Annotated in this window: 16 protein-coding genes; 6 read left to right on the forward strand and 10 right to left on the reverse strand. The window is 69.4% G+C overall.

All coding sequences use genetic code 11. From position 1 onward, the window contains the following. Window positions 1-12: 12 nt before the first annotated feature. Together GPX89_RS39875 and GPX89_RS39880 are read right to left on the reverse strand one after the other, a co-directional pair. Complete coding sequence (locus tag GPX89_RS39875; RefSeq protein WP_157393086.1) at window positions 13-999, reverse strand: PDR/VanB family oxidoreductase; 987 nt, start codon at window positions 997-999, stop codon at window positions 13-15. A 56-nt stretch (window positions 1,000-1,055) separates the two neighbouring features. Further along, window positions 1,056-1,949 (reverse strand): metal-dependent hydrolase, encoded by an 894-nt coding sequence (locus GPX89_RS39880; protein WP_157392970.1) that lies wholly within the window; start codon window positions 1,947-1,949, stop codon window positions 1,056-1,058. 98 nt (window positions 1,950-2,047) lie between these two features. On the opposite strand from GPX89_RS39880, the gene GPX89_RS39885 reads away from it, so the two are divergent. Together GPX89_RS39885 and GPX89_RS39890 are read left to right on the forward strand one after the other, a co-directional pair. Further along, on the forward strand, window positions 2,048-2,674 hold the full coding sequence (locus GPX89_RS39885) for a TetR/AcrR family transcriptional regulator (protein ID WP_328602854.1): 627 nt from the start codon (window positions 2,048-2,050) through the stop codon (window positions 2,672-2,674). 95 nt (window positions 2,675-2,769) lie between these two features. Beyond that, the gene (locus GPX89_RS39890) at window positions 2,770-4,527 is read left to right on the forward strand and encodes an AMP-dependent synthetase/ligase (RefSeq protein WP_157392972.1); all 1,758 of its coding nucleotides are present in this window, start codon (window positions 2,770-2,772) and stop codon (window positions 4,525-4,527) included. Window position 4,528: 1 nt separating this feature from the next. Here GPX89_RS39890 and GPX89_RS39895 read toward each other — a convergent pair whose 3' ends face one another. Then, window positions 4,529-4,945: a PaaI family thioesterase gene (locus GPX89_RS39895; RefSeq protein ID WP_157392973.1), complete on the reverse strand. Its 417-nt coding sequence runs from the start codon at window positions 4,943-4,945 to the stop codon at window positions 4,529-4,531. A 107-nt stretch (window positions 4,946-5,052) separates the two neighbouring features. Here GPX89_RS39895 and GPX89_RS39900 point away from each other — a divergent pair, with 107 nt between their 5' ends. Beyond that, a complete protein-coding gene (locus GPX89_RS39900) occupies window positions 5,053-8,214 on the forward strand; it encodes a BTAD domain-containing putative transcriptional regulator (protein WP_198347808.1) in 3,162 nt (1,053 codons plus the stop codon). A 236-nt stretch (window positions 8,215-8,450) separates the two neighbouring features. On the opposite strand, the gene GPX89_RS39905 is transcribed toward GPX89_RS39900, so the two are convergent. Then, window positions 8,451-9,842 carry a serine hydrolase domain-containing protein gene (locus GPX89_RS39905; protein ID WP_157392975.1) on the reverse strand — a complete coding sequence of 464 codons (1,392 nt, stop codon included), beginning with the start codon at window positions 9,840-9,842 and terminating at the stop codon, window positions 8,451-8,453. 280 nt (window positions 9,843-10,122) lie between these two features. On the opposite strand from GPX89_RS39905, the gene GPX89_RS39910 reads away from it, so the two are divergent. After that, complete coding sequence (locus tag GPX89_RS39910) at window positions 10,123-11,160, forward strand: alpha/beta hydrolase (RefSeq protein WP_328602855.1); 1,038 nt, start codon at window positions 10,123-10,125, stop codon at window positions 11,158-11,160. 64 nt (window positions 11,161-11,224) lie between these two features. Here the strand turns inward: GPX89_RS39910 and GPX89_RS39915 are convergent, their stop codons facing one another. The 3 genes from GPX89_RS39915 to GPX89_RS39925 all read right to left on the reverse strand — a co-directional run bounded on the left by GPX89_RS39915 (window position 11,225) and on the right by GPX89_RS39925 (window position 14,551). Next, window positions 11,225-12,832: a flavin-containing monooxygenase gene (locus GPX89_RS39915; RefSeq protein WP_157392976.1), complete on the reverse strand. Its 1,608-nt coding sequence runs from the start codon at window positions 12,830-12,832 to the stop codon at window positions 11,225-11,227. Window positions 12,833-12,943: 111 nt separating this feature from the next. Then, window positions 12,944-13,306 (reverse strand): ArsR/SmtB family transcription factor, encoded by a 363-nt coding sequence (locus GPX89_RS39920; protein ID WP_328602856.1) that lies wholly within the window; start codon window positions 13,304-13,306, stop codon window positions 12,944-12,946. Window positions 13,307-13,312: 6 nt separating this feature from the next. Further along, window positions 13,313-14,551, reverse strand: coding sequence for an MFS transporter (locus GPX89_RS39925; protein ID WP_328602857.1), 1,239 nt, complete (start codon window positions 14,549-14,551; stop codon window positions 13,313-13,315). Window positions 14,552-14,662: 111 nt separating this feature from the next. Here GPX89_RS39925 and GPX89_RS39930 point away from each other — a divergent pair, with 111 nt between their 5' ends. Then, window positions 14,663-15,424 (forward strand): hypothetical protein, encoded by a 762-nt coding sequence (locus GPX89_RS39930; RefSeq protein ID WP_157392978.1) that lies wholly within the window; start codon window positions 14,663-14,665, stop codon window positions 15,422-15,424. A gap of 69 nt (window positions 15,425-15,493) precedes the next feature. Here the strand turns inward: GPX89_RS39930 and GPX89_RS39935 are convergent, their stop codons facing one another. Then, complete coding sequence (locus GPX89_RS39935; RefSeq protein ID WP_157392979.1) at window positions 15,494-16,276, reverse strand: SDR family oxidoreductase; 783 nt, start codon at window positions 16,274-16,276, stop codon at window positions 15,494-15,496. Window positions 16,277-16,462: 186 nt separating this feature from the next. Next, on the reverse strand, window positions 16,463-18,019 hold the full coding sequence (locus tag GPX89_RS39940; protein WP_328602858.1) for a TerD family protein: 1,557 nt from the start codon (window positions 18,017-18,019) through the stop codon (window positions 16,463-16,465). 138 nt (window positions 18,020-18,157) lie between these two features. Between GPX89_RS39940 and GPX89_RS39945 the strand changes: the two genes are divergently transcribed. Further along, window positions 18,158-18,655, forward strand: coding sequence for a hypothetical protein (locus tag GPX89_RS39945; protein ID WP_157392981.1), 498 nt, complete (start codon window positions 18,158-18,160; stop codon window positions 18,653-18,655). A 21-nt stretch (window positions 18,656-18,676) separates the two neighbouring features. Here the strand turns inward: GPX89_RS39945 and pabB are convergent, their stop codons facing one another. Next, entirely contained in the window at window positions 18,677-20,791 is a 2,115-nt protein-coding gene (pabB, locus tag GPX89_RS39950; RefSeq protein WP_157392982.1) for an aminodeoxychorismate synthase component I, read from the reverse strand. Window positions 20,792-20,841: the final 50 nt, after the last annotated feature.

Below are 20,841 nucleotides of genomic sequence, written 5' to 3' on the forward strand. Positions count from 1 at the left end.
ATCTTTCCGTTTTCAGAGATCGAGCACGAGCGCGTCGCCCGCGGCGCGGGACACGCAGAGCAGCATCCGGTCGGCCCGCTCGGCGTGGGTGAGCAGCCGGTCCCGGTGATCCACCGCGCCCGCGCGCACGCCGACCTTGCAGGTGCCGCAGAAGCCTTGGCGGCACGAGTAGTTCACGTCCGGGAGCACGCGGCGCACGGCGGTGAGCGCGGTCTCGTCGGCACCGACCCGTACGCTCCGGCCGGTGCGCGCCAGCGTGAGGTCGAAGGCGCGGCCGTCCACCACCGGTGGCGCCGAAAAGCGTTCCGTATGCAGGGATCCGGTGGGATCCAGCTCGAACCGGCAGCGTTGTGCGGCCGCGAGCATGGCGGGCGGGCCGCACACATACACCGCGGCGCCGGGCTCGGCCCGCGCGATGATCGCCGCGACATCCGGGGGACCGACCTCGTCATCGGGTCGTATATCGGCGTCCGGCAACTCATCCAGGAACGGCATCGATTCCCGCGACCGTCCCGCGTACACCAGCCGCCCCCGGTCACCGGCGGCCTTCACCATCGGCAGGATCGGCGTAATCCCGATCCCACCCGCCACAAACAGATACGACGGCGCATCCACCAGCGTGAACGCATTGCGCGGCCCGCGAATCCGTACTCGATCCCCGACCCACAGCCCCTCGTGCACCTCCCGCGACCCGCCCTCACCCTCCGGAATCAACCGCACGGCGATCCGATACCGGCCCCGGTCCAGCGGATCCCCGCACAGCGAATACTGCCGCTGCCGCCCCGACGGCAGAAACACATCCACATGCGCCCCCGGCCGCCACCTCGGCAACTCCCGCCCGTCGGCCGCTCGCAGTGTCACCGCGAGTACATCCGCGGCCGCCCACTCCAGCTTCTCGACCACCGTGGCCAGCTCGAACCCACTGCGTCGCACCGGATTCGGTGGCGACAGCACCGGCGCGGCGATCCCGCTCACGAACACCCGCTTGTAGGCATCCATCACGCCGCCCAGCACTCGCAGCCCGCGCGGCACCGTTGATTGCTCGGTCCCCGGGCTCACTCTGCTGCCGCCCGTGCCGCGGGGGAGTGGGCGAGGTACCGGAGCGCTACGTCCATCGGGCCCAGCTGGGAGGGATGGAATCCGGGCCGCAGGTAGCGGGGGATCTCGGTGAAGAACACTGTCCAGCTGGGGATTACGCCGCGGCGGGTCGCGTTCAGGAACTGCAATCCCCAGAAGCGGCCCTTGTCCGGTGAGGGATCTTTCCGATAGAGGTAGCCCGCGGAGAGGATGAACAACGGGAGCAACGTCACGCTGGCGAGGACGCCGGTGCGTGCCTTGCGCAGGTACCCGCCGTCCAGGTGCATGTACGCGTCGTAGACGACGCTGCGGTGTTCGACCTCCTCCGCGCCGTGCCAGCGGACCAGGTCCAGCATGGCCGGGTGCATGCCCTTGTCCTCCAGAATGTCGGCCTCGAGCAGCCATTCGCCGAGCACGGCCGTGTAGTGCTCCATGCCCGCGAACAGGCCGAGGCGCTCCTTGAGCCACTGTTCCTTGGCCCGTCCGGTCAGGCCGTGATCGCCGAGGATCCGATCGACCAGCCAGGCAATGCCTTTGACGTAGGAGTCGACATCCAGGCCGAGGGACCGCAGGTGCCGGCGTGCGGCCTCGTGGCTGGCGGCGTGCATGGACTCCTGGCCGACGAAGCCGGTCACTTCCTCGCGTAGTCGCTCGTCGTCGATGTAGGGGAGGGCCTCCGACAGGGCCTGCGCCATGGCCCTTTCGCCCTCGGGTAGGACCAGGTGCATGACGTCGACGATGTGGGTCGCCAGTACCTCGCCCGGAATGTAGTGCAGCGGAACCGATTCGAAGTCGAATCGGACGTCGCGGGCGGAAATGGCGTGTGCCTCGTCGCTGTAGTGGCGCTGCGTTGCGCCAGCTTTGTCAGCCATGTCCGAACCGTACAGCGCAACAAATTTTATGGCAATGTTGCAGCCACAAAATGTCCGAGATTGTTGCATCGGCGTGGACTGCTGCTAGCGTTGGACCGGTGACCACCGCCTCCGAAACCCCGCTGACCCGCACGAATGCCGCCGATTCCATCGAGACGCGGATTCTGGACGCGGCGCTGGCGCAGTTCCAGAAGCTCGGGGTCAAGAAGACGACCATCGAGGATGTCGCCAAGCAGGCCGGGGTCGACCGGGTGACCGTCTACCGCCGGCTCGGCTCGCGCGACGACCTGGTGCAGGCGGTCGTGAGCCGGGAGGTCGGCAACCTGCTGGCCGAACTCGCGGGCATGCCCGACCGGCACGAGGATCTGCCCGGACTGGTCGCCGACATCTTCGTCCGGGTGATCACCGGGTGGCGGGCGCATCCGCTGGTAGAGCGGCTGCTCGCGGTCGAACCGGAGCGAATCCTGGTGAAGCTCACCGTCGAAGGCTCGACCGTGTTCGCCATGTCGGTCGCGGCCACCGTCGACATTCTCGCGCGGGCCGCCCGCAAGGGCCTGTTCGAGGCCCCCGCCGATCTGGCGACGCGCACCGAGATCGGCTGCCGCGTAGTGCATTCGCTGATCCTGGTGCAGGGCGGCGCGGCCGCGCTCGAAACCCCGGAGGAGCTGGCCGAATTCGCGCGCACGTATCTGGTGCCGATCCTCACCGGCCACCCCGGTGAGTGATTCGGGCCTCACAGCGGCATACCCCTACGTAACCGTAGGTTTGCCGTAAGTAAGCTGACTTTGCGATGCGATCCGACGAGGGAGCGACCGAGGTCATGACAGCTGTACCCGCAACCATGTGCGCGGCATTTCAGGCGACCACCGCCCGGAACCCGGAGGCGGTCGCGGTGCGCACCGCGGGCGACGCGATCACCATGACCTTCGGGGAATGGGACGCGCGGGCCCGGGAGCTGGCCGGCGGGTTCGCGGCCCTCGGCATCGGACGCGGCTCGACGGTCGCGCTGATGATGACCAATCGGCCCGAGTTCTATCCCGTGGACACCGCGGTCGCGCATCTGGGCGGGGTCCCGTTCTCCCTGTACAACACCTCCTCGCCCGAGCAGATCAACCATTTGCTCAGCGATTCCGGGGCGACCGTCGTGGTCTGCGAGACACAGTTCCTGTCCGCGATCGAACAGGGCCGCCACGGCACGGGAGTCCGCTACATCGTCTGCATCGACGGTGAGGGCGGCATGAGCCTGGACGAGCTGGCCGCGGCCGCCGATCCGGACTTCGACTTCGAATCCGCCTGGCGGGCAGTCGAGCCCGACGACACGTTGACGCTGATCTACACCTCGGGGACCACCGGGACGCCGAAGGGTGTGCAGATCACGCACGCCAATATGGTCGCCATGGTGGACGCCAGCATCCGGCTGGCCGACGCCACCCACGAGGAGCGGGTGCTGTCCTTCCTGCCCTCGGCACACATCGCGGACCGCTGGTCGGCGCTGTATCTGTGCATGGCGCTGGGCAATACGATCACCACGGTCGCCGAGCGCGCGGGATTCGCTCCGGGACTGGCCGATTGCCGCCCGACCCTGCTCGGCGCGGTGCCGCAGGTGTGGCAGAAGCTGCGCACCGGGATCGAGGACAAGCTGGGTGAGGCCACCGGAGCCAAGGCGGCGCTGGCGAAATGGGCGGTGCGGGTCGGACGCCGGTACTCCGATGCCAGGCTCGACGGCGATCACATCGGGATGGCTTTGCGCGCCCGGCACGCGGTGGCGGATCGGCTCGTGCTGTCGAAGGTGCGCGTGGCGCTGGGCCTGGACGACCTGAAGATCGCCATCTCCGGCGCGGCCCCGGTCTCGCCCGAATTGCTGCGCTGGTTCAACGGATTCGGCATCGAGGTCAGCGACGCCTGGGGCATGAGCGAGGTGTCCGGCATGGGATCCATCTGCCCGCCCGGCCGGGTCCGGCTCGGGACGGTCGGAAAGCCGTTGGACTGCTTGGAGGTTCGCATCGCCGAGGACGGCGAGGTGCTGGTGCGCGGTCCCATCGTGATGAAGGGCTACCTCGGCCGGCCCGAGCAGACCGCCGAGGTCCTCGACGCCGACGGCTGGCTGCACACCGGCGATATCGGCAGCCTCGACCTGGACGGGTACCTGCGGATCCTCGACCGCAAGAAGGAACTGATCATCAATGCCGGCGGCAAGAACATGTCGCCGGCCACCATCGAGAACTGGGTCAAGGCGTTCAGTCCGCTGGTGGCGCAGGCGATCGCGGTGGGGGACAACCGCAAATACAACGTCGCCCTCATCGCCCTCGACCAGGAAGCGGTGACCGGGTTCGCCGAAAAGCACGGGCTGGCCGCCGATCCCGTCGTGCTGGCCGCGAACCCGGAGCTGGAGAGCATGATCGGCGCGGCCGTGCACGCCGCCAATGCCAAACTGTCGCGGGTGGAGCAGATCAAGAAGTTCCGCATCGTGCCCGACTTCTGGCAGCCCGGCAGCGAGCTGCTCACGCCCACGATGAAGCCGCGCCGCAAGCCGATCCACGCCCGCTACGCGACCCTCATCGAGGACCTCTACGCCTGAGCTACAACACCGCCTGGGTCTGGGTGACCTTGGCGACGAGTTTGCCCGCGTCGTCGCGGATCTCGGTCTCCACCACGATGAACTTGCGGCCCGCGTGCAACGGGGTGGCCGTGGCGGTGGCGTGACCCGAGCGCAGGGCGCGCACGAAGTTCGTCTTGGACTCCACCGTGGTCGTACCCTGCGCGCCCTCGGGCAGATTCAGGAAGGCGCAGACCGCGGCCGTCCCGTCGGCCAGCGACATGAGCGCGCCGCCGTGCATGGAACCGCCCAGCGTGCACAGGTTCTCGCGCCACGCCAGGCGGCTGCGCACCAGCTCGGGACCGCATTCCAGCACCTCGACACCGAGTCCCTCGGTGAACGGCATGGTGGCGAACAACTGCGTGCCGACCGGGTCGGTGGCGATTTCGGTGTCGGTCATGAGATCGACTGTGCCCGACGCCCGGCCGGGAGTCGATTACTTCCCAGGTAATGGAACCCGGGCCGTGGTGTGCGGCCGGGGGCCGGGCCTTCTGGAAGACTCGCCGAGTGCAGGTTGGTGTGCTGGGGCCGGTTCGGGTCCATGCGGAGGACGGGACGCCCGTGGAGATCCCGGGATTCCGGGTGCGGATGCTGCTGGCTCGGCTGGCGTTGGAGTCCGGGCGGGACGTGCCGGTCACTGCGCTGATCGACGGGCTGTGGGGTGCGGAACCGCCCGCCGACGCCGCGGGCGCGCTGCAGGCGCTGGTGTCGCGGCTGCGCAAGGCCGTGCGCGGGGTGGGCACGGTCGAGTTCGGGACCGGCGGTTACCGGCTGCCGGGGATCACCGTGGATGCCGACCGGTTCGAGGAGCTGGTGCGGCAGGGGCGCGGGGAGCTGGCCGCCGGGCGTGCGGAGGCCGCCGCGCGGATCCTGGGCGAGGCGCTCGGATTGTGGCGGGGACCCGCGCTCGGGGATGTGCTGGACGCGCCGTTCGCGCAGGCGAGTGCGACCCGGCTGGACGATCTGCGGGCGTCGGCGATCGAGGATCGGTTCGAGGCCGAACTCCGATCGGGCCGCTTCGCCGACGTGCTGACCGAGCTCGACGGCGCGGCCGCGGAGAATCCGCTGAGCGAGCGACTGGCCGCCCTGCGCATGCGGGCACTGGCCGCGGCCGGGCGGCAGTCCGACGCGCTGGCCGTGTACGAGGACATGCGGGCGCGGCTGGACGAGGAACTCGGCATCGACCCGTCCGCCACCCTGCGCGACACCCACCTGGCCCTGCTTCGGGGTGAGCTCGAGATCCCCGCTCCCCGCAGGGAAGCCGTGACTCGCGCGCTGCCGGTCCGCCTGACCGGTTTCATCGGCCGCGACACGGAATTGACCGAACTGGCCGGGCTGCTGGACGATTCGCGGCTGGTCACGATTGTCGGCCCCGGCGGCGCGGGCAAGACGCGGCTCGCACTCGAGGCCATGGACCGCCACACCACCGGTGCGGTGTTCTTCGTGCCGCTGGCCGAACTGGGTGCTCCCGACCAGCTCGCCGACGCCGTGGCGGGCGCACTCGACAGCGATACCGCCGACCGGCCCGACAAGACTGCCCGGCTGATCGAGCTGCTCGACGTCGGCCCGGCCGTGCTGGTGCTGGACAACTGCGAGCACGTCATCGCGGCCGCCGCCGAACTCGCCGAGCACGTCCTGGACCGGCTGCCGCAGCTGCGTGTCCTGGCCACCAGCCGTGAACCGCTGGCCATCACCGGCGAGACACTCTGCCATCTCGGCCCGCTGGAACCGCCGGTCGAGACGACCGATCCCGCTGTGGCCCAGCGCTCCCCGGCGGTCCGGTTGTTCGCCGACCGCGCCGCGGCCATCCGCCCGGGCTTCGCGATCGATGACGCCACCGTCGGCCCGGTCGTGGAGATCTGCCGTCAACTCGACGGTCTCCCACTGGCTCTGGAACTGGCCGCCGCCAAACTGCGCGCCATGAGCATCGATCAGATCGCCCGCCGCCTGGGCGACCGCTTCCGCCTGCTGACCTCCGGCAGCCGCACCGCGCTGCCCCGCCAGCGCACCCTGCTCGCGCTGGTGGAATGGAGCTGGGACCTGCTCGAAGACTCCGAAAAACGGCTGGCCCGACGGTTTTCCGCGTTCCCAGGCGGTGCGAGCGTCGAGGCGCTCGAAGCCGTCTGCGCCGACGCGGACCTCCCCGCCGACGACATCCTCTATCTCCTCGACGCCCTGGTCGAAAAGTCGCTCGTCACCGTCACTTCGGACGACGCACCGCGTTACCGGATGCTCGAGACCATCCGCGCCTACGCCGCCGACCAACTCGCCCGCTCGGGAGATGATCTCGGCACCCGCTTCACCGACTACTACCTCGGTCTCGCCGAACACCACGAATCCCAACTACGTGCCGCCGAACAGCTCGACGCCATAGCGGTTTTCGACGCCGATCACGCCAATATGGCCGCCGCGCTACGCATTGCCCTCGGTGACACCTCCGGCGCGGCGTCGGGCGGCGATCCGATGGTCGCGGCCCGCTTGGTGCGGGCGCTGTTCTGGTACTGGGGAATTCGCGGGATGAGCACCCAGTTCGAGAGCTCGCTCACCGCGGTGCAACAGCTGGGGGACCGGCTGTCCGATCAAGCCCGGGCGGCCTTCGGGGTGATCGCGTTGATGGCCGGGGCCCCGCCGGCCGGCACTTCGCTGTCGGCGCTGATCGAGGACTGCGTGCGGGCCGGTGGATTGGAATACCACCCGGCCATGCCGCTCTGGGCCGCGCTGATGGCGGGCCGCGCCGACGACGACAAGCTGGCCGAACGGCAGCTCGAGCGGGCCATGACCTGGTCGGACCCGTGGGTGCGGGCCAGCGCGCACCTCGCCCACGACATCGCGCTGACCGGTCAGGGCCGATTGCCGGAGGGAGCCGAGGCTCGGCGAGAAGCCCTGCGCGGCTTCGAAACCGTCGGCGACCGCTGGGGCCTGGGCATGACGCTGCTCGCCATCGGCCGCGACCACTCTTTGCGCGGCGAGCACGACCGGGCCCTCGCCGCCTTCGGGCGCGCCGTCACCCTCGCCTCCGAACTCGACACCGAGGACGACATCCTCGCCGCCCGCACCGCCCTCGCCGAGGAGCGCATGCGCGGCGGCGATCTGGCCGAAGCCGAACGCGATATCGAGGCCGCCCGCCGCCTGGCAGCCGATCACGGCTTCTCCCGCCTGTCGACCGTCATCCTGTTCTCGACCGCCGAACTGCACCGCCGCTCAGGCGATCTCGCCCAGTCCTTCCGAGACCTCGACCACCTCGAACACCGCGTCCGCCGCCTGCCCTACCCCGAAGCCATGGCCGCCCACCGCATAGCGACAGCCCGCCTCCGCAACCACCTCACCGGCGGCACCCCCGAACCGGCCCGAGCCCTCCTGCCCCGCGTGATCGAAGGCTCTTTCGTCTACGGCGATTCCGCCTCGGTAGCCCAATCCCAAGCCCTCACCGCCGAACTCCTCGCGAAACTCCACCTCCTGGAGGGCAACCCCCACGCCTCCGCCACCGCCCTCGGCCTGACCGAATCCCTCCGCGGCACCTTCGACCACGGCGAATCCGAACTCTCCGCCCTGATCGCGGAACTGACAACTCAGCTGGGCGACAGCGAGTTCCGCGACGCGTACCGCCGCGGCAGCGAGCTGCCCCGCTCGGAGACCCTCGACCTGCTCGCGCGGGAGGCGGCCCGCTGAGACTCAGCCAGAACCCGCCCAACCGCTGAGGGGCACACCCCGAAGCCCGGACCGACCATCCCACGAGGCGACCCGCCGCGCCTTCCGGCCCCGAACTCACCACCCCGGCTGCCGGGTGGTCGTGCCGTTCCGTACCGGGATGTGGCCGAGGCCGGGCAGGAGTAGACACGCGATCAGCCGGAATCCACTGTGGAGGAGGGGATTCCGGCCGAGGACGGGTCAGACGGTTGTGGGGGTCAGGAGATTCGGGTGAAGAGGCGGCCGGCGAGGTCGATGCCGGTGATGGTGCCTTCGGAGTCGCGGCTGAAGAAGCCGCGCTGGCCGGTGAAGGAGCCCGCGGTGATGACGTATTCGTCGCCGTCGCCGGGGAGCAGGCCGAAGGGGAACGGCGGGTGGTCCTGGGGGATTTCGGCGTCGGGGGCGGCGGCGCGGATCTCCGGCTTGACCTTGCATTCGAGGTAGAGCTGGGTGCCCTCGGCGTAGCAGGTCATGGTCATGGCGTCGATGTCGTAGACGCCGAACAGTTCCGGGGCGCGGTCCGCGTCGAAGAGGACCGGTTCGGGGTCGGCGTCGACGACGCCGAGGTAGTGTTCGAGCGCCCAGCGGATGATGGCCTGGTTGGCGGGGATGCCGTCGGGGCTGGCATTGGAGAGCACCACCACCGCGAAGTTCCGCTCGGGAACCAGCTGGAAATTGGCGAACTGGCCGAAGCCGGAGCCGTCGTGGCCCACGGTGCGGACGCCGTCCACGTCGCGCAGCATCCAGCACAGGCCGAAGGCGTCGGCCAGGGTGCTCGCCCGCAGTGCGACGGTCGGCTGCTTCATGCGGTCCAGCAGTTCGGCCGAGAGTACCGTCCCGCCCTGCTCGCCGCGGCCGTCACCGAGGTGGAATCGGCCCCAGCGCAACAGATCCGAGACCGTGGAACCGAGCCCGCCGCCGGGGTTGTTGGCGCGGCTGCCCTTCCAGGACCGCGACACTTCGAGCTCCCCGTCGGCTTGGCGCTCGTGCCCGGCGGCGAAGCGTCGGGTCATGACGTCATCGCGGAAGTAGAAGCTCTCGCGCAGTCCGATCGGGGCGAAAACCGTTTCCGCCACCACCTTTTCGAACGGTTCACCGGTCACGTTCTCGATGACCCGGCCGAGCAGGTTGAATCCGGCCTGGCTGTAGGACGGGCGCTCGCCGGGCGCGCCGATCAGCGGCAGTTCCGAGAGCGTGGCGACGAAGGCGGCCAGCCCGTCGTCACCCTCGCCGGTGTTGTTGATGATGTTCCACTCCAGACCGGCGGTGTGGTTGAGCAGCTGCTTCACGGTGATGGCGGCGGCGTGCTGCTCGTCGGCCAGCTTCAGCTCGGGCACATAGGTCCGGACCGGCGCGTCCAGATCGACCTTCCCCTCGTCGACCAGCCGCAGGAGCGCGGTGGTGGTGAAGGTCTTGCTGGTCGATCCGATGGCGAACAGGGTGTGCTCGGTGATCGGGACCGGGTTCTCGGTGCTGGTCACGCCGTGGTTGGCGTGGATCTCACGGCCGTCGACCCAGATGCCGACGGCAACGCCGGGCATGCCGTACTTCGCGGCGGTGGCTGCGACGAATTCGGTGAGCGCGGCGTCTGTGGTGGTCACGGTGTTCATGGGATGGCCTTTCGAGCGGGTTTGCTTCGTTGCCCATGACGATGCCGACCCGCGCTGACAGCCCGCCGACAGTGCGCCGACAGCCGCCGACAGCGGTCGAACCGGCTTGCCGAGCAGCGTCGTGAGTCAGGTCACCCGGGTCTTTTCCATGCCCTGACCGGCGCTGAAACACCCCTCTCAGGACGACCTCAGCTTCAGGCCAGCAATTGCTTATCGCCCGACGGCAAGGTGAAGGGCTGATTCGTTCTGAGTGGAAACAACCTGCCCGAAGGAGAAATGCGTGCGTTCGACGAAGATCTGGGGCAGCGTGGTGTTGGCGTTGACGGCAACCGTTCTGCTACCCATCGCCGCGGGCACCGCCTCGGCCGATGCGAGCACTTCGCTGAACTACGCGGGCACCTCCGCCGACGGCTCCAAGATCGCCTCCAGCACGGCGACCGACGGGCGCAATATCACCCTGCAGGTCTATTCGGCCGCCATGGACAAGAACATTCGCGTCGATGTGCAGCGCGCCGCCGACGTCTCGCAGCCCACCCCGGTGCTGTACCTGCTCAATGGCGCGGGCGGCGGCACCGACTCCGCTACCTGGCAGAAGCAGACCGATGTCCTGAACTTCCTGGCGGACAAGAACGTCAATGTGGTGCAGCCGGTCGGCGGCGGCTTCAGCTACTACACCGATTGGCGGGCACCGGATCCCACGCTGGGCGTGAACAAGTGGAAGACCTTCCTCACCGAGGAGCTGCCGCCGCTGATCGACAAGGCGCTGAACACCAACGGCCGCAACGCGATCGCTGGCCTGTCCATGGCCGGAACCTCGGTGCTGCAGCTGCCGATCGCCGCGCCCGGCCTGTATCAGTCGGTGGCCGCCTACAGCGGCTGCGCGCAGATCAGTGATCCGATCGGCTACAACTTCGTCAATACCGTGGTGGCCGCGGGCGGCGGCGACAGCAAGAACATGTACGGACCGCAGGGCGATCCCATGTGGGCCGCCAACGATCCCTACGTCCACGCCGACCAGCTGCGCGGCCTGAATCTGTTCATCTCCAGCGGTTCCGGCCTGCCGGGCCAGTGGGACACCCTCGACGGCCCGCACACGTTGCCCGGCACCGGAGGCTGGGTCAACCAGATGACCGTCGGCGGCACGCTCGAGGCCGCCACCAACTACTGCACGCACAACCTCAAGACCAAGCTCGACGGCCTCGGCATCCCGGCCACCTACGACTTCACGCCCACCGGCACCCACTCGTGGGGCTACTGGCAGGACGCGCTGAAGCAGTCGTGGCCCGTTCTGGCTGCCGGTCTGGGCCTACCCGCCTGATCGGTAACAGCGAAACCGGCACGCCTCCAGGGGAAGCGAGCCGGTTTCGTTCGTTCTCCGGGGTCTACGCGGTCAGCTCGAAGTTCGGGTAGCCGTTCTCGCGCTCCTCGTCGCAGTACCGGCGGTAATTGCCGAAACCGCCGATGTAGGGCATGAATACGCGCTTCTTGCCTTCGATGTTCGCGCCCATGTACCAGGAGTCGGCCTTCACGAACAGGGTGCCCTCGGCGACCTCGAGCAGGTGGTCGGTCCACTTGACCGCCGCCTCCTCACGCGTCTCGACGGTGCGAATCCCGTTGGCGCGGCAGTGTTCCACCAGCGCGAGCACCCAGTCGAGCTGCTGCTCGGAGTGCAGCACCATATTGGCCATCACCGACGGCGTGCCGACGCTGTTGATGCTGAACATGTTCGGGAAGCCCGGAATGCCGAAGCCCAGGTAGGTGACCGGGCCGTCGGCCCAGACGTCGCCGAGGCGGGCGTCGTTCGCGCCGTGCAGGTCGATGCGCAGCAGGGTGCCGGTCATGGCGTCGAAACCCGTTGCGTAGACGAGGGTGTCGAGCTCGATGAACTTCTCGGCGGTACGGATGCCGGTCGGGGTGACTTCCGCGATGGGTTCGCGGCGCAGGTTCACCAGCTCCACATTGGGGCGGTTGAACATCTCGTAGTACCCGGAGTCGGTGCAGATGCGCTTGGTGCCGATCGGGTGATCGTACGGGATGAGGTCGTCGGCGACCGACTGGTCGTCGACCTTGGCGCGGATCTTGGCGACGGCGAACTCGCGCACCAGCTCATTGGCGGCCAGATCGCTGTTCTGGTCGGGGAAGACCTTGTTGAACAGCACGCCGCCGCCGTTCCAGCGGTCTTCCATGGCCTGCTCGCGCTGTTCGGCGGTGAGGTCCAGGGCCTTGATCTCGAGCGAGCGGTGCGGTGTGGCGGCCGGTGCGTAGTAGGAGTTCTCGCGCCGCTGCCGGTAGGTGGCGCGGATCTCGCTCTGTTCGTCGTCGGTCCAGGGGCGGTTGGGCACCGGCACACTGAAATTGGCCGACCGCTGGAACACGGTGAGCGCCTCGGCTTCTCGCGCGATGACCGGCGAGACCTGGATCCCCGAGGAGCCGGTGCCGATGACGCCGACCCGCTTGCCCTCGAACGAGACGCCCTGTTCGGGCCACTGCGCGGTGAAGAGTTCCTCGCCCGCGAAGGTCTCGATGCCGGGGATGTTCGGCTTGATCGGCGTGGACAGGCAGCCGGTGGCGAAAACCACGAACTGCGAACGGAATTCGTCGCCGCGCTCGGTGCGCAGCGTCCATTGCGCGGCCGCCTCGTCGAAGCGCGCCGCGGTCACGCGCTGCCCGAAGCGGTAGTGCCGCTCGAGATCGAAGCGCTCGGCCACATGACGGATGTAGGCGAGAATCTCCGGCTGCGCGGCGAAACGCTCGGTCCAGGTCCAGCTCTGCTGCAGTTCCTCGTCGAAGGAGTAGGAGTAGTCGACGCTCTCCACATCGCAGCGCGCGCCCGGGTACTTGTTCCAGTACCAGGTGCCGCCGACGCCCGCGCCGGCCTCCAGGCCGAGCACGTTCAGTCCGGCCCGCGCCGCCTGATGGACGCCGTACAGTCCGGCGAATCCGGCGCCGATGATGATCACATCGAATGGGCTGCCCTGCTCGGGATGCATGCGCGACCTCTCAGTATTCGTCTTGCGATATTTCGAATAGGCATATCGTCAAGGCGAATGCGGGCACGCGGCGATAGCAGGTCCCACTGACCAGGAGGGCAGTCCCGGCGGTTACTCGTGCGCGGGTTCGCCCGTCACGATGTGGTCGGCGTGGTTCAGGCCCTCGCGGACCAGCCGCGCCAGGTGGCCGTCGCGAATCCGGTAGATGATGCGGCGGCCGTCGCGGCGGGTGTCGACCAGTCCGGTGAAACGGAGCTTGGCCAGGTGCTGGCTGACGGCCGTGCGAGACGCGCCGCAGGCTTCGGTCAACGCGGTGACGTCGGCCTCACCCTCGGCGAGGATCCAGAGAATGTGCAGCCGAGTCGGATCCGAGAGCATGCGGAAGGTGGCGGTCGCCGCGTCCAGCCGGGCCTGATCCGGATCGACCGGGTGGGCGAGACTGGGGTGCGACGATACCGATTCCGCCTTGGTCACTCTCGGTCACCTTCCTGCCGCTGTCACCGCCTCGATGCCCGCCGGAGCGGATGCGGGCCACGCGCGGGCCGCGATCGTAGCTGCCAGTGTAGCGAGGGCGGCCAGCACGATCGCCGTGGTCGGCAGGCCCGCCAGCGCACCCAGTTTGCCCGCGATCGGGTAGGTGATCAGGAAGCACGCGTGCGAGAGCGAGAACTGCGCGGTGAAAACGGCCGTGCGCGTATCGGGTTCGGACTGGGCGCGCAGCAGGCGCGCGGACGGGGTGTTGATCAGCGAGGTGCCCGCGCCGAGCAGCACCCAGGTCAGCGCCAGCAGCACCGCGCCCGCGGAGCGGGGGAGCAGCGTCGGCAGGGACGCGGCGACCAGGCCCAGGGGCAGCAGCACGCAGCCGGTCATCATGAACCGGCGATCGGGTACCGACCGCAGCAGGCGCGGGGCCGACAGCGCCACCGCCATGGACCCGAAACCGAAACAGCCCAGCGCCAGCGCCACCCCGGTGTTCGAGCCGCCGAGCTGATCCCGCACGTAGACAACGGTATTCACGATCACCAGCGCGGTGGCCGCGGCCACCACCATGTTCATGGCCAGCAGCCCGCGCAGCACCGGGCGGTCCAGCATGATGCGCGCGCCCTCGGTGATGCGCTCGAGCAGCGGGGCCGAACGCTGCGGCGGGGCGAGGCGAGGTAGCCGGGTGGTCACCACCAGCAGCGCCGAGGCCACGAATCCGGCGGCGGTGCCGACGAACAGCGAGTGGTAGCTGATCACCGTGAGCAGTGCCGCCGCGAGCATCGGGCTCAGCAGCGACTCCAGGTCGTAGGCCAGCCGTGACAGCGAGAGTCCGCGGGTGTAGTCCTCCTCGTCGACCAGCACCGACGGGATCAGTGACTGGAACGCGGGGGTGAAGGTGGCCGAGGCCGACTGCAGCAGCGCGATCAGCACGTAGATCTGCCAGGTGTGGTGGACGAACGGCAGCATGAGCGCGATCAGCGCGCGCACCGCGTCGGCCGACACCAGTACCAGCCGTCGCGGCAGGCGCAGGGTGAGGGCCGAGATCACCGGTGCGACAGCGACATACGCCACCATCTTGATGGCCAGCGCGGTGCCGAGCACCGCGCCCGCCTGTCCGCCGGCGATCTCGTAGGCGAGCAGGCCGAGGGCGACGGTGAGCAATCCGGTGCCGACCAGGGCGACCACCTGGGCGGTGAACAGCTTGCGGAACTGGGGGTGGCGGAGCACTTCGAGCACTCGGCCACTATACGACAATACGTGCGCAGGTGTGCACATGATGTCCGATATATGTTTCCCCGTCCGGATCACGGGGGGTTAGCTGGGTGATTCGTCGCTATCCTCGCTGGCATGGGGAGGAAACTCGCGACCGGTGTGCTGGCCGCCGTGGCGCTGGCCGCGGCTGCCTGCGCGCAGCATCCGGGGACCGCGCCCTTGGCCGGTAATCCCGCCCCGCGCCCTGTCGGCCCGGCCTCGACGACCCCGGCCCCGCCCGTCTCCGATCTGCCGCCGTGCGGCGATATCGCCTCCGCCGCAACGCCTCCCGACTGCTATCTGCAATCCCGCGACTCGGCCGGACTGACTTTCGAAGTGCGGCACACCGGCAGCGGGCAACGCGCCTCGGTCGGCGTCACCGTGCTCGCGCCGACCGGCACGACCGTCCAGACCCTCACCGAACGCGACGTCGGCACCACCGCACCGCGCCTGCGCGACCTCGACAACGACGGCCGCGACGAGCTGATCATCCCGATCATGACCGCCGACGCCAACACCCGCTACATCGTCTACCGCGCCACCGCCGACGCCGTGCCGTTCCACCGCGCGGGCGAACTCGCGGGCATCGTCCTCGACACCACCGCGACCGGCTACGTCGTCGTCACCGCCCACGACGGCTACGAACTCTGGAAGATCGAATTCTGGACCTTCGACGCCGACACCCTCCAACCCCTGGTCACCGCCGAAGTCCACTTCCTCGACGACGGCACCGGACACATCGGCGGCAGTCGATGCACGGTCACCGACACCGGCGGCCTCGCCCGCACCGGCCTCACCCTCGACGATGCCACCACCCAGTTCTGCGCCGAGCCGACCGTATTACGGGTCAGGCGTTGAGGATCCGGGTCTACCTCGGGGATGTTCCCGATACCGGCCGATCACCCGTGGGGCGAGGATGAATACAGGTCAGCTCACCGGCTTCGGGTAGCGCCGGCGCAGCCACTCGGCATAGTCGAACGACACGGCCTCGCCAGCGGAGTCGAGGCACAGCGCAGCGTCGCGCACTCGTCGGACGGCTCGGCCGATCGGTGGCACCGGTAAGGGGATCAGCGTCTGGGCGAGTGTGTGGCGTCGGATATCGGCCAGGTCGCTCAGGGTCTGCACGACCGGGCCGCCGACGTCGCGGACTCGGCCGGAGGGGCCTGCCTCGACCGCGTCGGCCAGGCGGCCCGCGACGGCGACCACGTCGACGGGCTGGAACCGCATCGAAGCGCGTGGGGCCAGGCGCAGCTTTGCGCTCGCACCGAGAATCTCGTCGATGAGCTCGTGGAACTGGGTGGCTCGCAACAGGGTCCACGGGATCGGGCCCTGGGTGACCACCCGCTCCTGCGCCACCTTGGTGCGGTAGTAGCTGAACGGCACCTGCTCGCAGCCGACGATCGAGATCTCCACGTGGTGGCTCACCTTGGCGCGCTGTTCGGCGGCCAGCAGCGTCCGCACGCCCTCCACCATGACCGGTGCGCTGCGCAGACCCCGGTGGCCGGCGGCGTCGACCACCGCGTAGACACCCTCGAGTGCCGCGTCCAAACCCGCGCCGGTCGACAGGTCAACCGAACGATGCTCGGTACCCGGCACCGGATCGGCGGGTGCGGACCGGCTCAACACCCGCACCGCGTGTCCCCGGGCGACCAGATCCCGCACCACCGGCAGGCCCAGAGTCCCGGTGCCGCCCACAACCGCTACCTGCATATCGAATCCCCTCAGCCGACGTGCTCATCTCGGACGCTAGAACCACAACGTGTGCCGCTCAACATGATTCATCGCATGCCGTCTGATTACCCACATTCGGGCTCACGTCGCGCGTCGGTGCGGTTGGATGCGGCCGCCCCGGCTGCCGTCGATCGGATTCCCGCATCGTCGGTGTCCCAACGAGGTTCAGAGATGCGCGCCCTTGGTGCGGTTGCAGGCGCGGCAGAGGATCTGCAGGTTGGCGGGGCTGGTCGCACCGCCGATGCTGATCGGGATGATGTGGTCGAATTCGAGGTAGTGGCCCTCGCCGCATTCGACGCACTTGCCGCCGTCGCGCTGCCAGACAACGGCCTTGACGTCCGGGGGGATGGTGCGGGTGTCGCGGCGGCCCGGGGTGAGGGCCAGGCGTTTGGCGATGCGGAGCGCGCCCTCCATCGCGGCGGCAACATAGTCGGGATCGGCGACCTCGAGGATCGCGCCGCCCCGTGACGAGGTGGCCGACACCTCGACCAGGCCGTCCGCCGACGTCACCGAAACCACTCGGGCCCAGGGTATTTCGGTGCCCGCGTCGGATCCGGTGAAGCGCAGCTTACGGCTGCTGACGATGAGGCGCCCCTCGGTGCGCTTGGGTCCGCGCGCCAGTTGGCGGATGTGCGCGGCGGCGACATCGAGGTGCACGCGTTCATCGGGGTCCAGGTGCAGGCCCGTGGTCCGGGCGAGCGGCAGCTCGCCGGAGCGCAGCCGGGTGAGCAGGCGGCCGCGGTGCAGGCGGCGGCGCAGATCCTCGATGAGCGGGCCGGACAGCGACAGCTCGTCGACCGCGTCCTCGAACTCCTCCAGCACCGCCTGCTCGACCACGCCGTCGGCGAAAGCGAAGGCCACCAGGCGTTCCAGCTGCTCATGGGCCGGGGCGCGCAGCAGCTCCACGGCGGCGGCACGATCGATGCGCTGATAGCGCAGGGCGGCCCAGAGCGCGTCCCAGTCCTCGTACGCGCCGAGACGGCGCAGCGTGCGTTCGGCGCGGGGACGCCAGTCGGCCAGGTATTCGGCTGTCTCGGCGGCACATTCGCGGCACAGGTGCGCGGCGCCGAAGAGCCGGCGGCGGCGGGGCTCGCCGCAGCGCGGGCAGTGCCGGGAATCCCGCGGCGGCACAGGGCGTGCCGCCGCGGTCCAGGCGGCGCCGTCCCACCAGCGCAGCCGCGCCGGGTCGCGCGGGTCCGGATGCCAGTCCGCGCGTTCGGAATCCGCGGGCGGGGGAGTGCGGCGCGGCTCCGGCTCCGGCGTGCGCGCCGGATCCAGCCGCACCCCGAATTCGCGAACCAGCCCCGCCAGGCTGACACCGCCGTCACCCAGCGCCCGGAACTCCCAGTGCCGCGGATCGTCCTCGCTCCGCGTGAACTCGCCCAACACCATGGCGGGCACCGCCTCCGGCACGTCCACCTCGTACGAGACGACCGGATGATCGTGATCGAACACCGTCAACCGCAGCTCCGAGACATCGGAGAACCGCCCCGCCACCGACCCGATGACCACGATCCCCGCCACCTCGGACCCCGTGCGCGGCAGCGATACCGACAACCGCGCCGTCCCGGGTTCGGCCTCCCGATCCACCGTCACCGCCTGCGACACGTGCCGGGGCGCGTCGAACCACACGAAGTCCCGATCCGAGCGCGCGCGCCCGCTCGCCCCCACCAGCACGGCCTGCCCCCGCACCGGCGGCCCCGCCCGCCACGAAAGCACCACCGTCAGAAGCGATGTCGGAACCCGCGTAAACCCACCTTTGGTCAGTTTCATCGTGCCCGAATGATGCCACGACCCACCGACAACAGATCGCGGCCGACCCTCCACCGGAATCTGAAAAATGTCCGGCACAGTAGAGGCATGAGCAACCCCAAGGGCGGCCGCCAGCAGCCCACACCGCGCGCCAAACCCTCGACCCCGCGCGTCCCCACCGCCGGAGACATCCTGGCCGCCGCCCAGGCCGCCGTCGAAGCCGCCCAGACGGCCGCCGGTCAGGCCCTCGACTCGGCCCAGGTCACCGCCACCACCGCCTTCGACACCGCGGTCCGCCTCCCACCCGCCTCCATCCAACTGGCCGCCCAACTCCCCGACCTCATCCAAAGCCTCACCACGGCGGTCGAACGCCTCAACTCCACCATCGACCGCCTCGACCGCACCCTGGCCCTGGCCGAACCCGCCTTCCTCGCCTACGACAAAATGCTCACCCGCCTCGAATCCCTCACCGCCCTCGGCGAAGAGGTCTTCACCCGCCTCGACAAACTTCCCGGCGTCTCCCTCCTCGGCCGCTTGACCGGCACCCGCGAAACCCCCGAACCCGAGCCCCCGCAGGACAAGTCCCGCCGCACCCGCCGCAAGTAGCGGACCGACCCGGGCGGTCCTTCAGCGGTGAGAGGAAAGCGGAACGGCTGTGCCCATGCCGGGGAGGGCGCGGAGGGCGGCGGCGGCTTTCCAGACCATTTCGTGGTACTCGTCGGCGGGGTCGGAGTCGAGGACGACTGCGCCGCCCGCGCCGATTCGCCAGCGGTTGTCGTGGCGCACGGCGGTCCGGATGACGATGTTGAGGTCGGCGGTGCCACCGAGGCCGAGGAAGCCGATGGTGCCGGAATAGATGCCGCGGGCCTCGGTTTCGAGGGCGTCGATGATCTCGAGGGTGCGGAGTTTGGGGGCGCCGGTCATGGAGCCGCCGGGGAAGCAGGCGCGCAGGGCGTCGAGGGGGGTGAGGCCGGGGCGGAGGGCGCCGCGGACCGTGGACACCAATTGGTGCAGGGTGGTGTAGGTTTCGACGGCCATGAGGTGGGGGACGTGGACGGAGCCGATCTCGCAGACACGGCCGAGATCGTTGCGGAGCAGGTCGACGATCATGAGGTTCTCGGCGCGGGTCTTGGGGTTGCGCGCCAATTCCGCTGCCAGGTCGGCGTCTTCGGCGGGGGTGCGGCCGCGCGGCGCGGTGCCCTTGATCGGCTTGCTCTCGACCGTGCGGGAGCGGTCCACCTTGAGGAAGCGCTCGGGGGAGGAGCAGGCCACCTCCAGGTCCGTGAAACGCAGGAAGGCGGCGTAGGGAGCCGGATTGCTGCGGCGCAGAGTGCGATACACGGTGAGGCCGTCGGCGTCGCCGGGCGGATACGCGCTGTCGGTGAGGCAGATTTCGTAGGACTCGCCGGCGAGGAGTTGCTCCTGGCAGGCGGCGACATCGGCCAGATACCGTGCGCGGCCGCGGGTCAGGTAGGGCGCGACCGCCGCCTCGTCCAGGTGTAGTTCGAGCGGTGGCGGATTCTCCCATGTCGGGAGGGTTTCCACGATCGCCTCGGTGGCGGCCAGCCAATCCTGGGCCGCGCCGGCGGATTCCGGCTCGGACAGGGCCAGCAGATGTGTCCGGCCCGCCTCGTGGTCGACCACGATCAGCCGATCGGCGAAGATCCACTGCGCGTCGGGCGTGGGCGCGCGATGCACCGCCAGCGCGCCGCAGTCGGCCTTCATCTCGTAGCCGAGATACCCGACGTAGCCGCCCGCGAAATCGAAAGGCACATCCGGGAAGTCGATGTCGCGGCGGCGGAGCTCGCCCGACAGGTAGTCGAGCACCCCGCCCGGCACCTCACGGCGACCGCCCGCGGATTCGATCACGACGTGCCCGCTGCCGACCCGGTAGCGCACGACCTCGGCCAACGGCCCGGAGGCGTCGCCGAGGAACGAGAAGCGATCCAGGCCGGGCTCCACATGCTCGCTGTCGAGCCAGAAGGCATGCGGGGACGCGGAATACAGCGCGTCGAACACGGCTTCGGCATCGACGGCCCGTTCGATCACCCGCTGCTCGACCCGGTAGCGAACCGGCGCGGCCACCACCGAAGTCCCGGCGCCGATCGGCGCAGCCATCGCGGTGTCGCCGGCACGCGGCGAAACACCGTGCCGCCGCTGCCATTCGACGGTCAGGTCGGCGAAGTTGCGCAGCAGCAGTTCACCGTGCTCGCTGGAGATGGACTCGGGATGGAACTGCACACCCCACTGCGGCCGCGTCCGGTGCCGGACGCCCATGATCACCCCGTCGGGAGCGGTCGCGGTGACCTCCAGGACCTCCGGGAGCGGCCGCGCCGCGCACAGCGAGTGATACCGCACCGCCGAGAAGTCCTGCGGCACACCGGCGAACAGCTCCCGCCCGTCGTGGGTGACGCGATCGGGATACCCGTGCCGGGCCTGCGGCGCGGCGATCACCGCCCCGCCCGCCGCGATCACGATGCCCTGATGCCCCAGGCACACACCCAGCAAAGGCAAGTCCGCCCGGGCGATCAACTCGGCCGAGATGCCGAAGTCGCGAGGAATGTCCGGCCGCCCGGGACCGGGGGAGATGACGATGTTGTCGAACCCGTCGAGCCCCAGCTCCTCGATCGATCCCACCTCGTCATTGCGCACGACCGCAGGCTCGATCCCGTTCACCTTGCTGATCAGCTGATACAGGTTGTAGGTGAACGAGTCGTAGTTGTCGATCAACAGGGTGCGCATTTGAGCACGAACATTACGCCTGCGGTCCCGAAACACCACGCCCCGACCTG

The sequence above is a fragment of the Nocardia terrae genome, from assembly GCF_009760405.1.
Lineage (GTDB): Bacteria > Actinomycetota > Actinomycetes > Mycobacteriales > Mycobacteriaceae > Nocardia > Nocardia terrae.

Coding starts and splice junctions, on each gene's coding strand:
- GPX89_RS39875 (WP_157393086.1), bottom strand. CDS start 999: ATGGATGCCTACAAGCGGGTGTTCGTGAGCGGGATCGCCGCGCCGGTG.
- GPX89_RS39880 (WP_157392970.1), bottom strand. CDS start 1,949: ATGGCTGACAAAGCTGGCGCAACGCAGCGCCACTACAGCGACGAGGCA.
- GPX89_RS39890 (WP_157392972.1), top strand. CDS start 2,770: ATGACAGCTGTACCCGCAACCATGTGCGCGGCATTTCAGGCGACCACC.
- GPX89_RS39895 (WP_157392973.1), bottom strand. CDS start 4,945: ATGACCGACACCGAAATCGCCACCGACCCGGTCGGCACGCAGTTGTTC.
- GPX89_RS39905 (WP_157392975.1), bottom strand. CDS start 9,842: ATGAACACCGTGACCACCACAGACGCCGCGCTCACCGAATTCGTCGCA.
- GPX89_RS39915 (WP_157392976.1), bottom strand. CDS start 12,832: ATGCATCCCGAGCAGGGCAGCCCATTCGATGTGATCATCATCGGCGCC.
- GPX89_RS39930 (WP_157392978.1), top strand. CDS start 14,663: ATGGGGAGGAAACTCGCGACCGGTGTGCTGGCCGCCGTGGCGCTGGCC.
- GPX89_RS39935 (WP_157392979.1), bottom strand. CDS start 16,276: ATGCAGGTAGCGGTTGTGGGCGGCACCGGGACTCTGGGCCTGCCGGTG.
- GPX89_RS39945 (WP_157392981.1), top strand. CDS start 18,158: ATGAGCAACCCCAAGGGCGGCCGCCAGCAGCCCACACCGCGCGCCAAA.
- pabB (WP_157392982.1), bottom strand. CDS start 20,791: ATGCGCACCCTGTTGATCGACAACTACGACTCGTTCACCTACAACCTG.